Consider the following 22,443-nt stretch of genomic DNA (forward strand, 5'->3'; position numbering starts at 1 on the left):
CCCACAGAGGTTTTTTCATTCCCGTTTGCCCCCTTCACCATACGTTAAGATTTTCCGTACGGCAGGCCCCGTCCCCCCGGGCGGTCCGGGACGGGGCCCAAGAATGCCGTACTATTCCCCTGATTTTTGAATATTTGTACCCGTTAAAATCTAGTCTGTTGTCCATTTGAACCGGGTATGGCCGCAACTCACCTCACATATTAGACAAAATTAAAAATGCTGTGGAGTAAAACCAGAATGAACACAGTCAGGGTCTTGATCACCGTTACGGCAAAGATATCCTGGTACGAATCGCGATGGGTCAAGCCGCAAATGGCCAGCAGGGTAATCACCGCGCCGTTATGGGGCAGGGTGTCCATGCCCCCGGAAGACATGGAGGCAATCCGGTGCAGAACCTCGGGACTGATGTTTAACCGCTGCGCCCACTCCAGGTACTGCTTGCCGGCAACTTCCAGAGCGATACTCATGCCTCCCGAGGCAGAACCGGTTACTCCGGCCAGGACGTTTACCGTCACCGCCTCGGAAAGCAGGGGGCTGCCCTTGATTCCCAGCATGGCGGCGGAAATGGCCTTGAATCCGGCCAGTTTGGCCACCACATTGCCAAAGCCCACCTCGGAAGCGGTATTCAAAATGGCCAGCAGGGAACCGATGGTACCGGCATTGAGGGTTTTGGCCACTTTCCCCTTTGCGCGGGTGAAGTTGATGGCCAGGGCCAGCAGGATGCCGATAACCAGAGCCATGATCAGGCTCCAGATGCCTTTGACACTGGCCAGGGTTACTCCGTAGGGTTTGACAATGGACTCGTCCCAGGAGCCAATCCAGCGGGTGAAAATAAAGTTGAAGACCAGTACCGCCAGCAACGGCAGGGCGGAGAGCAGCGGATTGGGCAGGTTGTCGCCATTCAGGGGCTCGGGTTCGTTCAATTTATGGTCCCCGTAGCCTTCTTCGGCCGCCTGGGCCTTTTTCCGCCGGTACTCCAGCCAGAGTATGCCGCAGACGAAGATAATGATTGCTCCGAGGATACCGGTTACGGGTGCCGCATAAATATCAGTACCAAAATATTTGGTCGGAATGACATTTTGAATCTGGGGAGTGCCCGGCAGGGCATCCATGGTCACGGTAAAGGAACCCAGAGCAATGGCCCCCGGGATAAGGCGTTTGGGAATCCCCGCTTCCTTAAACAGGGCTGCGGCAAAGGGATACACGGCAAAGGCCACCACAAACAGACTCACCCCGCCGTAGGTGAGCACCATACAGGCCAGGACTACGGCCAGGATGGCTCTTTCTTTTCCTATCCCCTTGACAATGGAGCGGGCAATGGAGGGAGCCGCTCCGGTATCCTCCATCACCTTGCCAAAGACGGCACCCAGCAAAAAAACGGGAAAAAAATTTTTAAAATAGTTGGCGGCATTAACCAGAAAAACTTCCGTGTAGGTGGGTAAAAGAGCTGCTCCGTTTAAAAGGGCGGCCAGCAGGGCAAATACCGGTGCAAAAAGGATGACCGAAAAGCCCCGGTAGGCAAAAAACATTAACAACCCCAGACTTAACAGAATGCCCAGCACTTCCATACATTGAACACCTCCCGAAAAATAGATTTTTATTTTGTAGTTATTCAGTAAAACCGCTACCACCGGCACCATGGCGGGTTCACAGAACATTCACTTTATTTTTAAAAAGAAACAAATGTTCCCACAGGCAGCTTCCCTGGAACGGCCGCCGGTTAGCGGCCTTGAACTGTTTTTTTAATAACGACATTTATACGGGGCGTAGATCAAGAAGCCTGCGTAAAACTTCAACAACAGCCCCCATTTTAAAAAACTCTCTCTAGACCGGTAGACATTGGCTATAGAGACGCCCCATGTTCCCCATTTGCTCCCAATGGTCAAATTTTGGATTCTCAGGTGACACCATCCAATTTGGCTTTGCGCGATTTTCCGCAAAGGCGGTAAAGAAATGAGATCATCCATTTGGCGTTGGCAGCCAACTTCCCACTTTTTTTTAAACAGCGTTCCCTCCTGATTTCCCAAAGCGTTAAGGATGTTTTTAATCCCCGCCCGATCAAGGGCGCCCGGGCCGGCACCCGCCGCATCAAGGATTACAAATCACATTAAATCTGGCTCCACCCCCCGTCGATGGTATATCCCTGGGCGGTAATGGAACTGGCTGCATCGGAACAAAGGAAAAGGGCCAGATAACCGATCTCTTCCGGGGTGAGCAGCCTTTTTTGCGGCACCGGCCTGAGGATAACCTGCTCCAGCACCTGTTCTTCCGGTAGATTATGGCTGGCCGCCAGGTCTTTCAGCTGGTTGCGCACCAGCGGCGTATCCACATAACCGGGACAGATGGCGTTCACTGTAATCCCGTCCGTAGCCGTTTCCAGGGCCACCACCCGGGTCAATCCCAGCAACCCGTGTTTGGCCGAAACATAACCGGCCTTGTAGGCGGAAGCAATTTTGGCGTGCACCGAAGCGATATTGATAATCCGGCCGAAGCCCCTGGCCCGCATGCCCGGTACCACTGCCCGACAAAGCAGGAAAGGACCCACCAGCATCACTTCCAGCAGACGGCGGAAAACTTCCGGCGCAAAGCTTTCCAGGGGAGATACATGTTGAAAACCGGCGTTATTGACCAGGATGTCTATCTGCCTTTCCCTGACCTGCTCTATGAACTCCGGCCGGGTAATATCCCCGGGAAAGGGCTCTCCCTCCAGATCGCGGGCGGCCTGCTTCGCCCGCTCCGGCAGGATATCATTTACCAGCACCCTGGCCCCGGCATCGCGCAGAACCCCGGCCACACCGTAACCAATGCCCGAACCGGCGCCGGTAACCAGGGCCGTCCGGCCGGTGAGGTCCACGGAAAAATTAATCTTGCTTAAATCATTGGCCATACTTCTACCCCCTGACTTTTCTAAGCGTATTTGCGACTTTAATGTGCAAAGATTATGCCTGAAAATTGCGGCTATTTTTCTGGATTTATGCAGGGGCATTTTCCGGAATTCCGAACCCCAGACCCTGGCAATGGCGCCAATAGTGCAATATATCAGCCTTTTCTTTCACTTCCGGTATTTCGAACTATTCCGTCATTCCGGAATGAGTAGTGTTCATGCAGCTAAAAAGCCCTCTTAGCCCCTTTCCATTGAAAGACGCAAAAAATCTGCGGGCCGGCTAACCGCCGGCCCGCAGATTGTACCGGTTCAGCTTCTCATAAAAGGCCGTTTTGCCCACCCCCAGCAGCCTGGCTGCCGCCATCCGGTTGCCCCCTGTGGCCTCCAGCGCCCGGCAAATCATGTCCTTTTCCAGATCCTCCACCGCCTTTTTCAATGGTTTTACAGGTAAATCGCGAATGGTGATTATATCCTCCGTAGAAACATTTAGCGCCCGTTCCAATATGTTTTCCAGTTCCCGAACATTACCCGGCCAGTGATAACCGGCCAGGTACTCCAGAGCCGCGGGATGTATGGTTTTCCGGCTATTACCCATGCGGGATGAGAGCTTGCCTAACAGGTGTTCCACCAGCAGGGGAATGTCCTCCCGCCTTTCCCGCAGGGGAGGAATCTCCAGGACAACCACGTTCAACCGGTAGAACAAATCCTCCCGGAAAACACCCCGTCCCACCATATCTTCCAGGTTGCGGTTGGTAGCCGCCACCAGACGCACATCCACCTCGATGGACCGGTTGTCCCCCAGACGCTCGATTTCCTTTTCCTGCAAGAACCTTAGCAGTTTGGACTGCATGGTCAAAGGCATTTCGCCAATCTCATCAAGGAAGAGGGTCCCACCGGCAGCCTCTTCAAATTTGCCGGTTCTTCCTCCTTTGCGCGCCCCGGTGAAAGCACCCTCCCGGTAGCCGAAAAGCTCCGCTTCCAGAAGGCTCTCCGGTAGGGCGGCACAGTTGACCCGCACAAAGGGACGGGTGCGGCGGGGACTGGCATTGTGCAGGGCGTGGGCAAATAATTCCTTGCCCGTGCCGCTCTCGCCCAGGATCAGCACCGTAGAGTCACTCCTGGCCACCTTCCGGACCAGTTCTTTTAAGGATTGCATGCGGGGGCTGGAGCCGATAATGTCGTCCAGGCTGTAACGGGCTCCATAATGGCGCATCAGCTCTCCCTGATAATATTCCAGCTCCGACTGCAACCGGTCCACACGCCGCATCAGCTGGTATAATTCCTGTATGTCGCGAAACATGACAAAACCCACGGCCGCGGTTACCCGACCATCCTTATAAATGGGGATTCGCGAACAGATCATATCGTGCCCCTTGATTCTCTGCACTTCCTCAATTTCCGCCCGCCCCGTTTGCAGCACCACATGCATGCGGGTGTTTTCAATTACTTCCCAGACCGGGCGGCCCAGCACTTCTTCCTGCTTGAGTCCCAGAAAGCGGCAGTATGCCCGGTTGAAGAGAATGACCCGGGCATCCCTGTCCACCACCACCACTCCGTTATAGATATTCTCCAGGGCGTCTTCCAGGAGGGCAACCGTCTCCTGCCCGGCGACCTTCTGTTCCAGTGCGCGTTTTAAAGGGGTAACATCCCGGAGCTCACCCACCGCACCAACCACCTCGTCCTTCCGTCTGACCGGCAGGCAATGGAAAAGAAATTCTCCACCCGGGAGAGCTAGTGAAACAGCTACCGATTGCCCGCTGGTCAGCACATTCAGCAAGGTGGCAACCACCTGCCGGCAGGAAACCACTTCCGCCACCGGCCGGCCTGCCGCTTCTTTTGCTCCGGAAACCAGCATCCTTTCCATGGCCGGATTTAAGGAAAGCACTGTCCCGTTGCGGTCGATTTCGATCAGGCCGTGATGATTGATCTCCAGAACCGCCCTTAACAATTCCTCTTCCCTGGACCGGCCCAAATCTGAACACCTCCACATATAAATCAGAATATTTTAACTGATACGATACTTCTTACTGTTCTGTTATATAAATTTCCTGCCGGAACGAAGCAGGTTAAAACCAGGCGGGCTTTGGATATTAACCCGTCCTTTCGCCCGAACTTAAGGGCCCGGGTATAACCCGTGCTTTGCATAAGGAGCACCGCCGCCCCACTTTTCCGGCGGTATCATCTTTATAACTTTTGGCTATCCCGTACCGGGACATTTTTTCATAAAAAGTGGATTTGCCGATCTGCAATAACCGGGCAGCGGCCAGGCAATCCCCTGCCGTGGCTTCCAGAGCGCGCATAATCATGGTCTTTTCCAGTTGCTCCACTGCTTTTTTCAAGGAACGCACATCCCCGCCCCCGGGCACATCCCCGTTCTTGTGCAAATAAGGGGGAAGATGGTTGATGGTGACCACATTGTCTTCCACCACGTTCAAAACCCGTTCCAGCACATTCTCCAGTTCCCGGATATTCCCCGGCCAATGGTAGTCCAGCAGGCGGCTCATGGTCGCCGGGTCCAGGGTCTTACGGGGGCATCCCAACCGCCAGCTCAGTTTTTCCATCAAGCGTTCCACCAGAACCGGTATATCCTCTTTACGCTCCCGCAGGGGCGGGATATCCAGCACCACCACATTTAACCGGTAAAACAAATCCTCCCGGAACAGGCCCTGTCGCACCATCTCATCCAGGTTGCGGTTGGTGGCCGCCACCACACGCACATCCACCCTGATGGACCGGTTTTCCCCCAGCCTTTCAATCTCCTTTTCCTGGAGAACTCGCAGGAGCTTCACCTGCATATTCACCGGCATATCACCGATCTCATCCAGGAAAATGGTTCCCCCGTCGGCCAGCTCAAACTTGCCGACTTTTCCCCCTTTACGGGCTCCCGTAAAGGCCCCCTCCCCGTAACCGAAGAGCTCCGACTCCAGCAGGCTTTCCGGCACGGCCGCACAGTTAACCTTTACAAACGGGCGGTGTGCCCGGTGGCTGGCATTATGCAGGGCGTGGGCGAACAATTCCTTGCCCGTGCCGCTCTCGCCCCGAATCAGCACCGTGGAGTCATTTCTGGCCACCTTGAGCACCAGTTCCTTCAGCTCCCTTATGCGGGGGCTGTTGCCAGCAATATTTTCCAGGCAATAACGGGTACCCTGGTGGCGCCTTAATACCCCCTTGTAATACTCCAGCTCCGATTGCAGACTATCCACCCTTTTCATCAAAGTGCGCAGATCGGAAACATCCCGGAACATCACCTTGCCCACTGCGGCCCGAATCTTACCTTCGCGCTTTAAGGGAATACGGGAGCAAATCATACGGTGGCCTTTTATGCGCTGGACTTCCCCCACCTCCGGCTGTCCAGTCTTAAGTACCGCATGCATGCGGGTATTTTCAATCACGTCCTGGACATGGCGTCCGAGCACCTCTTCTTTTTTAACGCCCAGAAATTCGCAGTAAGCCCGGTTGAAAAGGGTGATGCGGGCCGCCTCATCCACCATCACAATGCCTTCGCCGGCATTATCCAGAATGGTCTCCAGCAACTGCCGGCGTTCTAGCAGGGATTGCAATTCTTCCGTAACATGCTGCATTTCAGTGACATCCTGCAGCACGGCCACCGCACCCGTCACCCGACCGTCACGGATTACAGGTGACAGGTTGGCGACAAGATGCCTTCCGTTAATGACCATGCGGCAATCCATCTGCAACCGCCCTGTTTCCAATACTTTTTCCAGCATTTCCGGCAGTCCGGTGCCGGGAGCCGCCTCCCGCACGGGCCGGCCGGCGAGAGCAGCCGCCGCCCCGCCCAGGACACATTCTGCCGCCCGGTTGACGGCAACCAGGCAGCCTTTGGCATCCACTTCTACAATGGCATTGTCAGTAACATCCAGCACCGCACGCCACCGGTCGATGATTTCCGCCCCGGGATCCGCCATGTCTACCACCTTTTCGGATATTATGCTTCTATTACCGCCAACCGGCCTGAATATCCGTGCTCAATGGACCGGCTACCATCCGCTGAAAAAAGGGTTTAAAACTTTTATCTCTTCGTAAACCTGACCCTGGTTCAAATCCTCCGTCCAGAGTATGCCGCAACCCAGTGCCTGGGCGCTGCGAATGATCATCGCGTCCCAAAACGAAAGCCGGTACCGCTGTTGAATTTTTATTGCTTCCAGAACGTCGGCGGCAAGAGGAGCATGCACATGCCAGTGGGCAAGATTGGCGATGATGCGCGATGCTTCCTCAAAGGCAAGCAACCGGTCGACCTTTTGGGTTACTGTGACATAAAACTCCTGGAGCACCTGCACGCTGAGACAACCGCACCGGTTGTCCCAGAGGCCGGCAACCAGCGCCTTTGCCCGGACATGCTTTTCGCCGGCCGATTTATCGTGCGCGTAAACTAAAATGTTGGTGTCTACGAATTGTCGCTCACCGCCCGCGCTCATGCAATTCTCCCCTGCTCCAGCCAATGTTTCCCCCGGTCCCCAGATCATATTTTTCCAGGATGGCCAGGTGGTCCCGCTTTGCCAGGCGGTACGCATCTTCCCGGCGCGTCAGTTCCTCCAATAAGTGGGTCAAAAGCCCGGAAAGGGATGTCCCCCGTTCAACGGCTATATGCTTTGCCCGCCTCAGGATTTCCCTGGGAATAGAAAGGGTAACATTCTGGTGCTCCATTGGGAATCACCTCCACAAAAACAGTGTAACACATAAACACGTGGGAGGTCAAAGGTTTTGGTAGATGACGAGGACGCCGCCTTTTCCCCGACGAGAAACGACCTGTCCGCCGGCCACCGCCGCGGCCATGCGAAAAATAATGCGCAGAAAACCCCGGGAACCAGGCACCCGGGGTTTCCGCGTTCGTTTCCGGCAATTTCCCCCTCTGGACGGTGGCGATTGAACTGTTTTGTCCAAAGCGGCAGTATCAGGCCGCGCGGGATGTCTTCCGGAATCCGTCCTTTGTTTTCCCTACTTCTGCAGTTGGGGCAGAATCCGCTCGTAGTAATCCAGACATTCCGGATTGGCCAGGGCGTCCCGGTTGGTCACCGGCCGTCCGTTGACGATGTTCGTGACCGCGCTCTCCACTTTCTTCATGTTCAGGGTGTAGGGTATATCTGCGGCACCTATGGCGGGAGGAGGGTAGATAAATGTGGGTTTTCCTCCTGTGTTGCAATGGGAATTCCCGGGTTATCCCATTCGATCAGGGCCATGCGTTGCTCACGGGTCATGCTGGATGCCAGATTTTTTCAACCAGGACAGTTGTTTGGTCAGACGACCAATCTCAGCATACAAGTCCTGGATTTGCCTTTCGTAATCTTTTTTCATGGCTTCTATAATACCGGCCGGAAAAGAAGAAACAGATCAGGCCGGGTCTTAGAAAAACGCAGGAGGCGCGATCTTTCCGTACCGCCTTTTACCATTCTCACAAGTGCCTCAGCTTTATGATATAATGGTTTTGAGGTGATTCAAATGGAAAATAATTTGGAGAAAGCAACCGGTATTCTGCAAAAGCTTTCTGTGGAAAGCCTGAAAACGGCAATTTCCTTGTTGGAGCTCCTGGCCCTGAAGGAGGAACTGGACGCCATGGAGGAAATAAAAAACGACGATGAAATAAACAGGCAAATTAATGAAGCCCGGCAGGCACGCCTCCAGGGGAAAGAAGACGAGTATATTCCCTGGGAGATGCGTCATAATGTATGATGTCCGGATACATCGGGAGGCTTTGAAATCCTACCGCAGGCTGGATAAGGAATTGCAAATAAAGATAGATGAAGCCGTAGAAAAACTAGGGTTAGATCCCTGGCGCAGGGATCTGGATGTGAAAAAACTGCACGGTGAATACAAGGGATATTACCGGTTACGCATTGGTGAAGTTCGCTTAATCTATACTATTGACCGGGAAAATGGCCTGGTTTACATCGATGCCCTGGCTCACCGGGGCGGCGCTTATAAATAGTTTTTGTGTCAGCACCTGCAAGACCCCCATGTCGCCTGCGGCGGCACCAACAGAGGAACGAAAATGGGGTCTGTCGAATTAATCCTTTAGCGGCTGGCGAAGCGAGGTCGATTTTTCATTGGTGCCTTGAGCCCGTTAACAAGACGGACCTCAGCGACCTGGTGCACCACAGAATGTTGCTCCCAAAAGGGAAGCACGCAGGGCAGAATGCCTCATTTAGGTCACTGCACCAGCCCGGCAGTTCCCGGAGATACTTGTAAAGCTCAACGCAGATGCGCCGCCTCATGCAGACGACCATGGCCTTGCCGTCTTAAGCCTCCAGTCGCCTTTCGAAGTGGGGCACGGCGTCGCGCAGCTGCCGGGCAAAGCCGTCGATGAAGTCGTACTGGCTACCTCGCGCTGCCAGGTTCGCTGTAGGTCAGTGCGAATACCGTATCGGTCAGCCAGCGACGGAACGACTCATTGTCGCTGAATTGCTTGAACAGCTCGGTGTCATCCTTGAGCAGCGCGGTCATCACCCGAACGAGGGCCTTGTCGTGCTCGATGCGTGCGTTCTGCCTGTCGGAATACTTGCGTGCATTCTGGTAGGCGGTGTCGGCCGCTACGCGTGCAGGAATCTCCTCGGTGATCAGTTTGCGCACCCGATCGGCGTCGGTCCAGGGAATGTTGCCGAACTGATCGTTAAAAGCCTTGATAATGTTCGAGAGACGGTCAAGCTCCGGTTCGGGCTTGTGTCCACCACCCACAGTGGGCACCGGTTCGATCTCGGCATCCGCATCGGAAAGCGCGATCCTCATGCTCGCCTGCTTTTCGACCCGGTAGCTGTCCATGTCGATCGCCTCGAGGATGCCCTTTGAGAGGTCTTCCTCTTTCGGCGCCGGCAGCTTGGGTACCAGGAAGTTGAGGAAGATCGATAGCTTCTCCCACTCGGCGTTGGTGTAGGGGAGGATTGAAGACAGAAAGTTATAGGTTCGCAGGAACGCCTTGGCTTTGCCCTTGAAGTCGACCTGACCGTCCTCGTCGAGATGCTCCATGTAGGTGGCGACGCAGGCGTCGAGGATCGGGTCGAGCTGGTCGCGGTCGGCGCCGCTCAGGTAGAGCCGCACCAGTTCATCAACTTGCTCAGGCGCGTACACCTGGTAGCCGTCAAGGTCGGCCTTAAGGTCGTGCAGCTTGTTCGGGTCGGTTTCGTCGGCGAGGATGGTCGTCCGGTAGTAGGGCTCGAAGGCCTTCCGGATCGTCTCCGGGTCGTTGACGAAATCGAGGATAAAGGTGTCGTGCTTCTGGGGGTGTGCTCGGTTGAGGCGCGAAAGGGTCTGCACCGCCTTGACCCCGGAGAGCACCTTGTCCACGTACATTGTGTGCAGGAGCGGCTCGTCATAGCCGGTCTGGAACTTATCGGCGCAGATCAAAAACCGGTACGGGTCCTCCCGGATCTTGTCAGCGATCTGGTTCGAGGGAAAGCCGTTAAGGCTGGCCTCGGTGACCTGTTGACCGCCATACTCGTGCTCACCCGAGAAGGCCACAATCGCCCGATAGGGGCTTTTGCGCTCGGCAAGGTACGCCTTAAAGGCATGGAAGTACTGAATAGCTCGCTCGATGCTGCCGGTCACCACCATGGCCCGCGCCTGGCCGCCGATCTTGCCCTTGGCGATCACCTGCTCATGAAAGTGGTCCACCATGATCTCGGCCTTGAGCCGGATGGCGTACTCGTGATTCTCGACAAAGCGGCGCAGCTTCTTCTGCGCCTTTTTGACGTCGAATTCGGGGTCGTCCTCGATGGTCTTGATGAGCTTATAGTAGCTCTTGACCGGTGTATAGTGGGCCAGCACATCCAGGATGAACCCTTCCTGAATGGCCTGTTTCATGGTGTAGCTATGAAACGGCCTGTGTTTAACCGTGCCGTCGGGCTGCGGGTCGGGTTCACCAAACATCTCCAACGTTTTGTTCTTAGGGGTGGCGGTGAAGGCGAAGTAGCTGGCGTTCGGCAAAAGCTTCCGGGCCTCCATTAGCCGGTTGATCTGGTCTTCGAAGGTCTCGTCTTCGTCCTCGGCACCGGCCTCCGACAAGGCCATGCTCATCTTGGCCGAGGTGCGGCCGCCCTGACTCGAGTGCGCCTCGTCAATGATGATCGCAAAACGTCGCCCGCGGTGCTCGTTGCCGATTTCGTCGAGGATGAACGGGAACTTCTGCAGCGTCGTGATGATGATCTTCTTGCCGCTCTCGATGAATCGCCGCAGGTCGCCGGAATGCTCGGCGTGCCCCACCGTGGCGCTCACCTGGGCAAACTGCTTGACCGTGTCCCGGATCTGCTGGTCCAGGATGCGCCGGTCGGTCACCACGATAATGGAATCGAAAACAGGCCTGCCGTCCCTCGCGAGACCGATCAGCTGGTGGGCCAGCCAGGCGATGGAGTTGGACTTGCCGCTGCCGGCGGAATGTTGGATAAGGTAGCGCCGGCCCACGCCGTGCGCCGCCGCATCCGCCAAAAGTTTTCGCACCACGTCGAGCTGGTGATAGCGGGGGAAGATCTGCCGTCGCCGTTTCTTGCCGGTCTTGAGGTCTTTCTCCTCAACGAGTTGAGCGTAGTTTTCGAGGATGTCGGTCAGGCTCTCACGGGTGAGTATCTCCCGCCACAGGTAATCGGTCTTGAGCCCCTGCGGATTGGGAGGATTGCCCGCGCCGTCGTTCCATCCCTTGTTGAAAGGCAGAAACCACGACGCCTTGCCCGCAAGGTGCGTGCAGAACCACACCTCGTTGTCGTCAACCGCGAAGTGCGCCACGCAGCGGCCCAGCTCGAAGAGCTTTTCGCGCGGGTTGCGGTCGCGCCTGTACTGCTCGATGGCGTCATGCACCGTCTGTTTGGTCAGCCGGTTTTTGAGCTCGAAAGTAAAAACCGGCAGGCCGTTGATAAAGAGCACAAGATCCAGCGCCCGCTGCGTCTCGTCGCGGCTGTAGCGGAGCTGGCGCGTGACGGTGAAGCGGTTCTGCTCATAGAGCGCTCGCGCTTGCTCGTTTCCGGGGGAAGGCGTGCCGTAGAAGAGCTCGATGCGGTACGGCCCGTGCTGGATGCCGCCTCTCAGCACATCCATCACCCCGCGCTTGCTCACCTCGCCCTGAAGACGCGCCAGAAACTTCCGCCGTGTGGGGCTGTCGTTATCCAGATCGAGCGCTTCGGCGACCTCAGGCTGCGTCGAGTGCAGAAACGCCGCGAGCTGAACCAGATCGACGCAGTACTCCCGGTCGTAATCGGCCGGGTCGCCGGGGAGCCAACCCACACCGCCGTAGGGCGCCGGTGTCTCGGCGAGGGCCAAGGGGGCGCCGGCAGGCCGGGGCGCGCAGTCGCTGCCGGTGAGCGCCCGGCAGATCAGAGTTTCAAGCCCGGCTTCGCTGGTGTCGGTGGGTGTCATGGTTCAGCCTCCTCCTTCAGTGTTTCCGTACCCCACAAGCGTCAAAGCTAGCCTTCTTTTTAGCGAAGTAACTAACTGTATTGCTCGAGATACTTCCACTTGCGTATAGTTGTGTATTTGCCCGTCGACATATAGGCTGTTTGACCCATGCTTTGGATGTGCCAAGATTCCTTCCGGTCATGTTTCCTTTTTCCAATATGCATTACCCAATATCCATTGCCATCAACAAGCTTCCATCGGAACGACCATATGGATCAAACGACGCTCGTTCGCCGTTATGGTCGGATTAAAGTACAGTCTATGATTGGGTAATTTACTGACGAAATCGTATCTATCAGTTAGATAGAAATTCCGCAGGACGAAATCGACGAACCAACGTGGGGTCAGCGGTGCCGAAACGGGAATGCGACAGCCTTTGACATCTCCCAAAGTGAGATGACACATGGGATGAACGACATCCCGAGCAGCCGTTTCATCGAAGTCGAATCGCAGAGGGAAAGGAACGATGTGTCTAGATACGATGTCGAGGAACAGTTCATCATGCAGGTACGATTCGGGGTCTTCCTGGAAAGGCCGAAGTTCAGGTGAAGGGTAGTATGCCAAGCGATGCCGGACGAGGCGCTCGTCTTCAAAGCGGTACATCAGTTGCAACAGTCCACCGTCGATCAGTTTTGCAGTATAAGAGCGCTTCTCCGAAAGTTCTTTATAGATTGCTGCGTAATCGATATCACCCATCGCAATCGACACATGCTCGGCGCCGGCGAAAGTAACCTCCCATACATTGTTCGATGCAGGGCGCAGCACCGGAAAGTTCTGATCATCTGCGATCCCGCGCTCTATCAATGACGTGAGCAGTCCTTCCAAGTCGCGCTTGATAGTCTCCGCCTTCTTAGGAGGCTTCATCATTTGCCACCTCCGAGCAGCTTAATCAGTTTTTGCTTGATTTCGGCATCCAAGTCATCCGGTGTGATTTCGCCTCGCTCCAAGGCATTTACTAACTCGCGAGCACCAGTCTGCCTTTGCTCTAAGCGCTGCTTTTCATGCGGCGATAGGTCGCGGTGCACGATCCTCAGTTTTTTAAGGACCTCATCGGTCGGGTACGTGAAGTCGAGTCTAAAGTTGCGTTGTTTTAAACGCTCGAACTCGCGAATAAGATTAGCCATCCCCTGCCCGTAGCCGATTACCCGTACCCAGGCTTTGCTGCGGGTGATGGCAGTAAACAAGCGATTACGTATGCTGGCCAACCCCACCCCAGTGCCATCGCAGTCTTGCGCATTGACCACATAGACCATGCCCGCCTCGTTACCTTTGGCCCGGTAAATACTGGTGAAGGTCACGGAAGGTGTCTCGGTCTTAAAGAACACGTCGGGATCTGTGTCGACGCCCGCGAGATGGTTCTGGATACCCATCTCGAACAATGCCTTACGGATCGGCCCCAATCGCTCTCGGGCAGTGAGAGGGTCAGGATGGATAACAATAATGTCATCATGCCGCAGTTCGTCTTCTTCAACGTTTTTCTTGATCTGCTCGACCAACCACGCGTTCTGTTCGGCTTCGTCACCGAACTGCTGAAAAACGACGAGATCGTCGACCGGGGAATGGTCCTCTAGAAACCTAGGGCTGGTCTCGTCGGTTCGTTCGAGGACGACGTGCTCTCCCTTAGCCAAACGTCCCTCTCGCAACCTGTATCCGATTTCTTCCCACAAAGCAGGTTGGTCGAACATCTGTACCAACCCCGTCTGGGAGTCTTTTGGCGGCTCACGGTAGATGCCGAAGCCGAGGGCGTGGGCCGTCACCAACACGGGCCGCGAGTTGCGGTAGCACTTCTGTAAGATCACGTCCCGGCGCGGGTCCCCCTCAAGGGAAACAACTGGCTGCCCTGCAGTGTCTGTACCAAAAATCTCTTCAGGTGGCGGCAGTGAGGTCCCCGACAGATTCTGGAGTTCGTCGTAGGCATAAACGAGCCGCTTCGGCGGCTTGAGCATCGCGTAGCACAAGCGCAGAAAGCTCGGGGCAAAGTCTTGTGCTTCGTCAACCAGGATCGCGTCGTAGAGCTCTGGGGGATTATCAACCGCGCTCAAGGCTGCTTGGCAAGCCCCATCGAACGCCCTATCGCCGCCACCGAATCGATAGCTGGCGGACCTGAAATCATGGAACTCCTGCCCTGTGACGCGGCAGAACTCGTAATAAATTCCGTCACGCTCATCACCACCGGGCGCGCCCCAGGCGTTGACTATACGTATCTTTGTCCAATCCGGCTCCTCGCCACTTTGCTCGACACAGAAATTGTTGATGAGCCGCTTGAATTGTCCCTTCAGCGAACGAGTGTGGAAGGTAACGGCAATCCGCCAATCAGGATACTGGGTGTGGAGATATGCGGCCTTGAGAGCCAGTACGATCGTCTTGCCGGAACCGGCCAGACCACGAATGCGCTGCACGCCCTCGACGGTTTCAATGACGGCCCGGTTTTGCCGATGATCAAGCGTGGCAATCGAGTCCTCTAGTTTCTTGAGCTTTCCGCCTCGCGAATCAGGCTTTCTCACCTCGCGCTTGGAGCGACTTTTGCGGATCGACGACAAACTCTCGATGGCCGAAAGTGTCATTCGATACAGGTCGTCCGAGCTATCTTGCCAAGAAAAGGCCGAAAGGATTTTTGCGAGGTTCCTTTCGTTGGCGAGCGGATAGTCCTCTTTGGCAAACCTCTCGACGGCGTCGATGGCAGGCGCAAAGGTGATGACGTTTAACGGCGGGATCAGACGTCGCCCTTTGACCAGCTCCTTGTGCAGCTTCAGCTTGGCTTCAATCTTGTTGGCGAGATCATCCTGCCGCGCCGCGTAGTCGCCCACATCCGTACTTTCAACCAGGTCGAAGAGGACGACACCCTTTTCGCGGCTCACCAGTGTCGCATCGATGAAATATTTGCCCTCCGGCGTTGGGATCAATGGGTAGCCGAAAAAGCACTCTCCCGACAGCCCCTCAATGGTGGCCAAGGTTTCTTCGAGTGCCTGGGAGGCGGCGGGCTTGCCATTGATACCGCGTGTGAAGTTGATTTTGTTCATGTTCGTCCTCCGTTCGAGAATTTGTTTAGGGGAAATCTATCTTGCAACCATCGTTTCCCCCTATCCTGAGATTTGACAAGGTAATGTTCTGAATATACATGATATCCATTATTCATCCTCCTCTGATAGAGTAGCGTGATCATCCTCTCCATTCAAGGTCTCGCCTTGCGCTCTCTCCTCATCGTCCATCCAGGGGGCGTCTTCTTCGTCTGGCTCCTCCGGCAACTGCGCTGCGACCTCGCGCACATCCACCTTGCCGGTGACCACATCGGCGATGAGGCGGGTACAGTATTCGCGCAGGAGCTCGATTTCGCGGCGGGTGGCGGCGATAACAGCGTCGATATTCTCGGTTTGCTCTCGAAGTCGTTGGAGAATTGCCTGTTGTTCGGCCTTTGGTGGCAAAGCTATACACAGTCGCCCGTACCGTGTAGGATTAAGATTAGACTGATGTAGGCTCGGAATAGCTTCTCGCCGAGCCCTTGATAATGTAGATGCATCGTTAAGAACCAAGTTTAGAAATTCAGGTTCGTTTTCTTTCGTTGGGCGCATTCGCACAAGATAGGAAGCAAATGTTACTGGAGACACGTAGCCGGAGAATAGAGCGACCTTGCCAACTAGCTCAGCACTGTTAGTCCGGTTAAAGAGAAGATCGCCTGGAGACAACAGGAGGTTCGGATCAACCGTGTCAACTCCGCCCGTGTCGGGAATTATTACTTGACCATTCTTAAGATGTCCCATCGTCAAAAGCCTAATCGTACCTGAATCAGAACCAGATTCTGATATACCGTAATCCATGGAAGAAAATGCTCGCTTTATCGGCACCACCTCCCAATGCTCCGGTACGTCGCCCAGCCACTCCACACCGGAGGGCTTGTAGGCCGGATAGGGCTGGCCGGTGCGGACGTCGATCTTGCCGGTGACGGCCTGGTGGATGAGGGCCTGCTTGTACTCCTCGAGCAGCTTGATCCGCCGCTTGCGCGCCCGGATCACCCGCCGGATCCGCCGCTCCGCCCAGTCCAGAAACCGCACGATGGCGGTTTGTTCCGCCGCCGAGGGCAAGGCAACTCGTATCTCCCGCACTTCCCCTTCGCTGATGGCAGGTACTGGCCCTGGTTGCGCAAACTGACCGAGATCGATGTAGCTCATTACTAAAAACAAGAATTCTCGATTGCCGTTCCGCGCCACGCACGCCATCATATTGTTATCAATACAACATTGGTTTGCAGCGATGCGCCGTTTGTTCGTTAAGAGTGCGCCGCCCACCTTCGGAAACACAATCGTCCCTGCTGGAAACACGGTCGCTCCGAGGCCCTGCGCAACGGTCGTCGAAACCGTGTTAGCACAAACACGAAGATACTTCTCGTTGCCCGGAATATTCATGTCGGAGACCTTGAAGAATGGAATCTCCGCGCTCGCATCACCTTGGTGATGAACCGGAAAGCCCGCGCCGCTTTTGAACCAAGCTAATCGCTTCAGAGGCACGACCTCCCAATGCTCAGGCACCTGGCCCAGCCACTCCACGCCGGAGTCTTTGTAGGCGGAGTAAGGTTTGAGGTTGGTGATCATCCTTATGCCCCCTGAGCATTGAAGGCTGCATAGACCACTTGCCGCAGCCGATCGGGGATATTTGATTGATCCACCGCTTCAAAATGGTCCAGAGCAGCGAGGGCCTTTCCCTTCTTTTCACCTTGGCTCTTGGAAACTCCGCTTACCGTCTCGAAATCCGGTGAAAGCAGTTCCACCTGCCCCAAAGGCGTTTTAACAAGATTTTTTATGTTCTCATTAAGTGCAAATGTCCTCTCCCTCGCCTTTTTCTTGTCTTCGGTCCAATCATCGGGTATCGGATCGGGCAAGGGGTCTTCGTCATGTATCACAAGATAAGGGATTTCGAACGCTTTTGCGATGGCGACATACAAAGGGAGGTTGTGCTTGGATCCGCAGTCAATGATTGATATATCTGGATCAAAGACACCCAGTTTTTTGGCCAAATATGGCAACACCACTTTTTCCGTCTCACCTTCGACAAATATAACCCGTTTGGCAAAGAACATTTCGCCACGGTCGGGATTTATCCATTGAGCCATATGAAACCGCTTTTTCCTTTCGCCGGTATCATCACCTTCGAACAACTCATTGACACATTGGCGGACGCAGCTTCCTTTTTCCGGAGAATACTTGGTGAGAATTGCCACCTCTTTGTAGTGTTCAAGATCGACAAAGTGGGTTGAGTGTGTACAGATGAATACTTGATGGTTTGGGGTTTCGGCTATTTCACGAAGCGTCATGGCTAATCTGCGTTGCGCGTGCGGATGCAGAAAAAGCTCCGGTTCCTCCATGGCAAAAATCACCGAGTCCGATTGCTTGCGCGGGGCTGGTCCCTCCCGATCGCGGGAACTTCTCTCTTCCCGCAGGGTCTTCGCCCAAGCTCGAAGAAGAGCAAACATCATTGCACGTTGCAACCCATGGCCTTTTCGGTCGGCGGTGGTCTTGACCCCATCGTTCAAGTGGACATCGGTGCCGAGTTCGAAGAGTCGTTCTAGTTCTGGCGGTGTTACTTCTATATTCACTTTGACACCCCACGTCCGGAGTTCCTCCTCAATTGACCTTTCGAGATCCGCCAATTGATTGTTCTCTTGTTCTTTGTCGTCACGGACGTTCAGCGACTGCACGACTTCTTCCAGCTGCTTGCGTGCTTCCCTAAAACGTGGGTCTCTCTCGGCCATTTCACGCACGGCACGGTTCAACAAGCGTCCAAAGGTAGTCGTGGTCTTCACTTTGATCTCGTCCGTCAGGTCGCGTACCGCCGGAATCAAATAGAAATCGGGCAACACGCCTCCACCGACATTCTTCTGGCCTAGCAAAGGCCCTTCTTCGAGAACCCGTGAAAAACTGAGCTCCTCTCGATGTTGTTCTATATATTTTTGTTGAGCCTCTTCGATGTGTGCCTTAGTCAAGCGACCGCTTGATGGGACAAAATCTTTTAACGGTGTCTGATTAACGCTTTCCCGTGACGTGTAATCCCCCGCCTTGTCCGAGTTAAGCCATTCTACATCCGGCTGTTCTACGTAGCCATTATAGAAGACCTCAATTCCACCATTCTGTATTCGGGCTGTTTTACGGATACAAACAGTTCCGTCGGACTGAACATATTTCTTGAAAGTGTTCTTCTCTTGTTCCGTAAGTTCGTTAAAAGTTATCTCAACCCAAAAGTCATTATCCCCTTCGCCGCGATTGACGAAGAAATCTTGCTCTACAGGCTTGGCGGAGGTGGACAAGCAAAACTCGAGGGCGGCGAGCAGATTAGACTTTCCGTGATTGTTAGGACCGAGCAATGTTACGAGGGGCAGACATTCCATCTCCAAGTCGCGGATGCTGCGGTAGTTATGGATTCTTAAGCGTTGGATTCGCATGGTTATCCTCCTAAGATCTCATTTAGCAACCCCTCCGCCTCCTTCTCCACCGCCAGCAGGTCGGCGCGGATCTCTTCCAGCGACCGCAGGGCCTTTGGCTTGTAGAAGTAGCGGTTGAAGTTGATCTCGTAGCCCACCTTGACGCTTGCCGGGTCGTACCATGCATCCGGCGCATAGGGCAGGACTTCGCGGCGCAAGAAAGTCTCGATGGCCGTGCGCTGGTCTTCCGGGCTTGGCAGGTAACCAGGCTGATGGCAGGCCTGGCACTCAAGGAACGGGATCTGCTCGCTGTCGCGCAACTCCGTGTCCGGTTCATACTCCACCACACGCGGCTTGCCACCGATGACAACCTCAAACAGCCCGCGCAGCGGGTCAGGCGCCGTGCCGGGTTTGTGGATTTTTTTGATGACCGGCGGTGCGTCGTCGGCACGCTCGGCCGTTTCCCGAAGTGCCTTAATCTCCTTGGGAGTGTAGGCGCGCTCGGGGTCGATGCCTTTCAGGCGCAGTGGGCGCTCCACCGTCACCTTCCAGTAGCCGAAGGCGGCGTTGGGGAAGATCTTGGACTGCTCGGTCTCCTCGAATTTGAGGAAGGTATCAACAATGCGACGGATGTCCTCTTCGGACAGCTCGCAGTTCTTCTTGCCCAGGTTCTTGCGCAGGGGCTTGTACCACTGCGTGGCATCGATGAGCTGCACGCGGCCTTTGCGGTGATCGGGCTTCCTGTTCGTGAGCACCCAGACGTAGGTGGCGATGCCGGTGTTGTAGAACATGTTGAGCGGCAGGGCGACGATGGCCTCGAGCCAGTCATTCTCGATGATCCAGCGGCGAATGTTGCTCTCGCCCTGGCCGGCGTCCCCCGTAAACAGCGACGAGCCGTTGTGCACCTCGGCGATGCGACTGCCGAGCGGGGTGTCGTGCTTCATCTTGGAGAGCATGTTCACCAGGAACAGCATCTGCCCGTCGCTCGAGCGGGTGATGAGCGACAGCTCCTCACCCCGGTGCTGCACGACAAAGCGCGGGTCCTTGATGCCAGCCTTGCCGCCCATGCGTTCCAGGTCGCTCTTCCAACTCTTCCCGTAGGGCGGATTGGAGAGCATGAAGTCGAAGGTGCGGCCGGGGAAGGCGTCGTTGGATAGGGTCGAATGCTCCGGTCCGCCGACGATGTTGTCGGCGGCATCGCCCTCGCCCTTGAGCAAAAGGTCGGCTTTGCAGATGGCGTAGGTTTCGGCGTTGATCTCCTGGCCGAAAAGATGCACCGAGACCTGTTTGCCGCGTTCTTTCGCCAGCTGCAACAGGGTTTCCTCGGCCACCGTGAGCATCCCGCCGGTGCCGCAGGCGCCGTCGTAGAGCAGGTAGGTGCCGGATTCGATCTGGTCGGCGATCGGCTCGAAGATCAGGCGGGCCATCAGCCTCACGGCGTCGCGCGGGGTCCAGTGCTCGCCGGCTTCCTCGTTGTTTTCCTCGTTGAAACGGCGCACCAGCTCCTCGAAGATGGTGCCCATGGCGTGATTGTCGAGGCCGGGCAGCCGGACGGTGCCGTCGCTGTTGAGCACAGGGTAAGGACTCAGGTTGATGGACGAGTCGAGGAACTTCTGGATGAGCGTGCCCAGGGCGTCGGCTTTGGCCAGGCGGGGGATTTGGTTGCGGAACTCGAAGTTGTCGATGATCTCCTGCACGTTGGGCGAGAAGCCATCGAGGCAGGCACGAAAATCCGCCTCCAGTTGCTGGCGGCTGGCACGCGCCTTGAGGTCGCGCAGCGTAAAGGGGGAGGTGTTGTAGAAGGCTTGACCAGCGGCCTGTCGCAGAGCAGCGTCCTGGTGTACGATCCCCGCTTTTTCGAGCGAAGCTTTCATGTCGAGCACGGCCTGCTTGGTGGGCTCCAATACCGCATCCAGTCGGCGGATCACGGTCATCGGGAGAATGACGTCACGGTACTTGCCGCGCACGTAGAGGTCGCGCAACACGTCGTCGGCGATGCCCCAAATGAAATTGGTGATCCAGGTCAGTTGGCCGTTTTCCATGTTAAACCTTCCTCCACAAAGGTTGCATATTTTCTAGTGACGGCGAGCCGAACTTCCACCGTACCACCGTAATTACCTGCTTTTGGTCTATTCGCCAAGCGCCGCCATTTTCCTGCCAAAACTTTTAGCGTCAATCGTCTTGCCTCGGACGACATACACGTCGATCCAAATGTTTCGGAAATGCAGGTTCATCACGCGGCAAAATCCGCTTTTATGGAAATCTCCTATATTGGTGACACATGTGCCATACCTGCCAAACCCCACCAATCCATGGAAGGGATTGAAAGGGGGCACCGTTCCTCGCACTCGCCTGTTTCCTGGTCTATAACAGTCTAATAACACACGGGACTGGGCGGCCCGATATGATGGCGCTTCATTGTTTCACCTGGTTACAGGGAAATAGAAAGGCGCCGTATCAAATACGGCGCTTATAGGCGAAGACGACGATCGCCCGGCGCACGATACCCGCGGGCATACTTTCCGGGGGTTGATCTTTGCTTCAGAAAAAAGGGTTTAAAACTTTTATCTCTTCGTAAACCTGACCCTGGTTCAAATCCTCAGTCCAGAGTATGCCGCAACCCAGTGCCTGGGCGCTGCGAATGATCATCGCGTCCCAAAACGAAAGCCGGTACCGCTGTTGAATTTTAATTGCTTCCAGAACGTCGGCGGCAAGAGGAGCATGCACATGCCAGTGGGCAAGATTGGCGATGATGCGCGATGCTTCCTCAAAGGCAAGCAACCGGTCGACCTTTTGGGTTACTGTGACATAAAACTCCTGGAGCACCTGCACGCTGAGACAACCGCAGCGGTTATCCCAGAGGCCGGCAACCAGCGCCTTTGCCCGGACATGCTTTTCGCCGGCCGATTTATCGTGCGCGTAAACTAAAATGTTGGTGTCTACGAACTGTCGCTCACCGCCCGCGCTCATGCAATTCTCCCCTGCTCCAGCCAATGTTTCCCCCGGTCCCCAGATCATATTTTTCCAGGATGGCCAGGTGGTCCCGCTTTGCCAGGCGGTACGCATCTTCCCGGCGCGTCAGTTCCTCCAATAAGTGGGTCAAAAGCCCGGAAAGGGATGTCCCCCGTTCAACGGCTATATGCTTTGCCCGCCTCAGGATTTCCCTGGGAATAGAAAGGGTAACATTCTGGTGCTCCATTGGGAATCACCTCCACAAAAAAAGTGTAACACATAAACACGTGGGAGGTCAAAGGTTTTGGTAGATGACGAGGACGCCGCCTTTTCCCCCGGCGAGAAACGACCTGTCCGCAGGCCACCGCCGCGGCCATGCGAAAAATAATGCGCAGAAAACCCCGGGAACCAGGTGGCACCCGGGGTTTCCGCGTTCGTTTCCGGCAATTTCCCCCTCTGGACGGTGGCGATTGAACTGTTTTGTCCAAAGCGGCAGTATCAGGCCGGGCGGGATGTTTTCCGGAATCCGTCCTTTGTTTTCCCTACTTCTGCAGTTGGGTCAAAATCCGCTCGTAGTAATCCAGGCATTCCGGATTGGCCAGGGCGTCCCGGTTGGTCACCGGCCGTCCGTTGACGATGTTCGTTACCGCGCTCTCCACTTTCTTCATGTTCAGGGTATAGGGTATATCCGGCACGGCCACGATCAGGGCGGGAACATGCCGGGGCGATGCCTTTTCCCGCAGGGTTTTCTTGATCTTGTTTTGCAGTTCCTCCGTCAGGGTGTATCCCGGATTCAGCTTGACAA

The 22,443-nt window shown here is 55.4% G+C and carries 16 protein-coding genes and 1 pseudogene; 2 read left to right on the forward strand and 15 right to left on the reverse strand.

Going from position 1 to position 22,443, the window contains the following annotated elements:
• Nucleotides 1–200: 200 nt before the first annotated feature.
• The 6 genes from GFC01_RS15730 to GFC01_RS15755 all read right to left on the reverse strand — a co-directional run bounded on the left by GFC01_RS15730 (nt 201) and on the right by GFC01_RS15755 (nt 7,549).
• Complete coding sequence (locus GFC01_RS15730; protein WP_152948116.1) at nt 201–1,568, reverse strand: GntP family permease; 1,368 nt, start codon at nt 1,566–1,568, stop codon at nt 201–203.
• A gap of 539 nt (nt 1,569–2,107) precedes the next feature.
• Nucleotides 2,108–2,887, reverse strand: coding sequence for a 3-hydroxybutyrate dehydrogenase (locus GFC01_RS15735; protein WP_152948117.1), 780 nt, complete (start codon nt 2,885–2,887; stop codon nt 2,108–2,110).
• Between the two features lie 277 nt (nt 2,888–3,164).
• Complete coding sequence (locus GFC01_RS15740) at nt 3,165–4,856, reverse strand: sigma 54-interacting transcriptional regulator (protein ID WP_194174990.1); 1,692 nt, start codon at nt 4,854–4,856, stop codon at nt 3,165–3,167.
• 118 nt (nt 4,857–4,974) lie between these two features.
• Nucleotides 4,975–6,810, reverse strand: coding sequence for a sigma-54 interaction domain-containing protein (locus tag GFC01_RS15745; protein WP_152948119.1), 1,836 nt, complete (start codon nt 6,808–6,810; stop codon nt 4,975–4,977).
• Between the two features lie 72 nt (nt 6,811–6,882).
• On the reverse strand, nt 6,883–7,320 hold the full coding sequence (locus GFC01_RS15750; RefSeq protein WP_152948120.1) for a PIN domain-containing protein: 438 nt from the start codon (nt 7,318–7,320) through the stop codon (nt 6,883–6,885).
• Nucleotides 7,304–7,549: a DUF6364 family protein gene (locus tag GFC01_RS15755; RefSeq protein WP_152948121.1), complete on the reverse strand. Its 246-nt coding sequence runs from the start codon at nt 7,547–7,549 to the stop codon at nt 7,304–7,306. Before GFC01_RS15755 ends, GFC01_RS15750 begins: the two co-directional genes overlap by 17 nt.
• A gap of 792 nt (nt 7,550–8,341) precedes the next feature.
• On the opposite strand from GFC01_RS15755, the gene GFC01_RS15760 reads away from it, so the two are divergent.
• Nucleotides 8,342–8,572 (forward strand): hypothetical protein, encoded by a 231-nt coding sequence (locus GFC01_RS15760; RefSeq protein ID WP_152948122.1) that lies wholly within the window; start codon nt 8,342–8,344, stop codon nt 8,570–8,572.
• Nucleotides 8,565–8,828 (forward strand): type II toxin-antitoxin system RelE family toxin, encoded by a 264-nt coding sequence (locus tag GFC01_RS15765; RefSeq protein ID WP_194174991.1) that lies wholly within the window; start codon nt 8,565–8,567, stop codon nt 8,826–8,828. The genes GFC01_RS15760 and GFC01_RS15765 overlap by 8 nt, the downstream gene beginning before the upstream one ends.
• A 389-nt stretch (nt 8,829–9,217) precedes the next feature.
• On the opposite strand, the gene GFC01_RS15770 is transcribed toward GFC01_RS15765, so the two are convergent.
• The 9 genes and pseudogenes from GFC01_RS15770 to GFC01_RS18855 all read right to left on the reverse strand — a co-directional run.
• Nucleotides 9,218–12,238 (reverse strand): type I restriction endonuclease subunit R, encoded by a 3,021-nt coding sequence (locus tag GFC01_RS15770; protein WP_152948124.1) that lies wholly within the window; start codon nt 12,236–12,238, stop codon nt 9,218–9,220.
• Between the two features lie 222 nt (nt 12,239–12,460).
• Nucleotides 12,461–13,144, reverse strand: a complete 684-nt coding sequence (locus tag GFC01_RS15775) for a DUF2290 domain-containing protein (protein ID WP_207707634.1) — start codon at nt 13,142–13,144, stop codon at nt 12,461–12,463.
• Nucleotides 13,141–15,297, reverse strand: a complete 2,157-nt coding sequence (locus tag GFC01_RS15780; protein WP_152948125.1) for a DEAD/DEAH box helicase — start codon at nt 15,295–15,297, stop codon at nt 13,141–13,143. The genes GFC01_RS15775 and GFC01_RS15780 overlap by 4 nt, the downstream gene beginning before the upstream one ends.
• 108 nt (nt 15,298–15,405) lie before the next feature.
• Nucleotides 15,406–16,863 (reverse strand): restriction endonuclease subunit S, encoded by a 1,458-nt coding sequence (locus tag GFC01_RS15785; RefSeq protein ID WP_152948126.1) that lies wholly within the window; start codon nt 16,861–16,863, stop codon nt 15,406–15,408.
• A gap of 2 nt (nt 16,864–16,865) precedes the next feature.
• Nucleotides 16,866–18,707 (reverse strand): AAA family ATPase, encoded by a 1,842-nt coding sequence (locus GFC01_RS15790; RefSeq protein WP_152948127.1) that lies wholly within the window; start codon nt 18,705–18,707, stop codon nt 16,866–16,868.
• 2 nt (nt 18,708–18,709) lie between these two features.
• The gene (locus GFC01_RS15795; RefSeq protein ID WP_152948128.1) at nt 18,710–20,728 is read right to left on the reverse strand and encodes a type I restriction-modification system subunit M; all 2,019 of its coding nucleotides are present in this window, start codon (nt 20,726–20,728) and stop codon (nt 18,710–18,712) included.
• A 499-nt stretch (nt 20,729–21,227) separates the two neighbouring features.
• Nucleotides 21,228–21,656 carry a PIN domain-containing protein gene (locus tag GFC01_RS15800; protein ID WP_152948129.1) on the reverse strand — a complete coding sequence of 143 codons (429 nt, stop codon included), beginning with the start codon at nt 21,654–21,656 and terminating at the stop codon, nt 21,228–21,230.
• Entirely contained in the window at nt 21,640–21,885 is a 246-nt protein-coding gene (locus GFC01_RS15805) for a DUF6364 family protein (RefSeq protein WP_152948121.1), read from the reverse strand. The genes GFC01_RS15800 and GFC01_RS15805 overlap by 17 nt, the downstream gene beginning before the upstream one ends.
• Nucleotides 21,886–22,180: 295 nt before the next feature.
• Nucleotides 22,181–22,443 (reverse strand): annotated as a pseudogene (locus tag GFC01_RS18855) (acetoacetate--CoA ligase); the annotation flags it as partial.

This window comes from Desulfofundulus thermobenzoicus, assembly GCF_009428905.1.
In the GTDB taxonomy this organism is placed as follows: Bacteria; Bacillota; Desulfotomaculia; order Desulfotomaculales; family Desulfovirgulaceae; genus Desulfofundulus_A; species Desulfofundulus_A thermobenzoicus.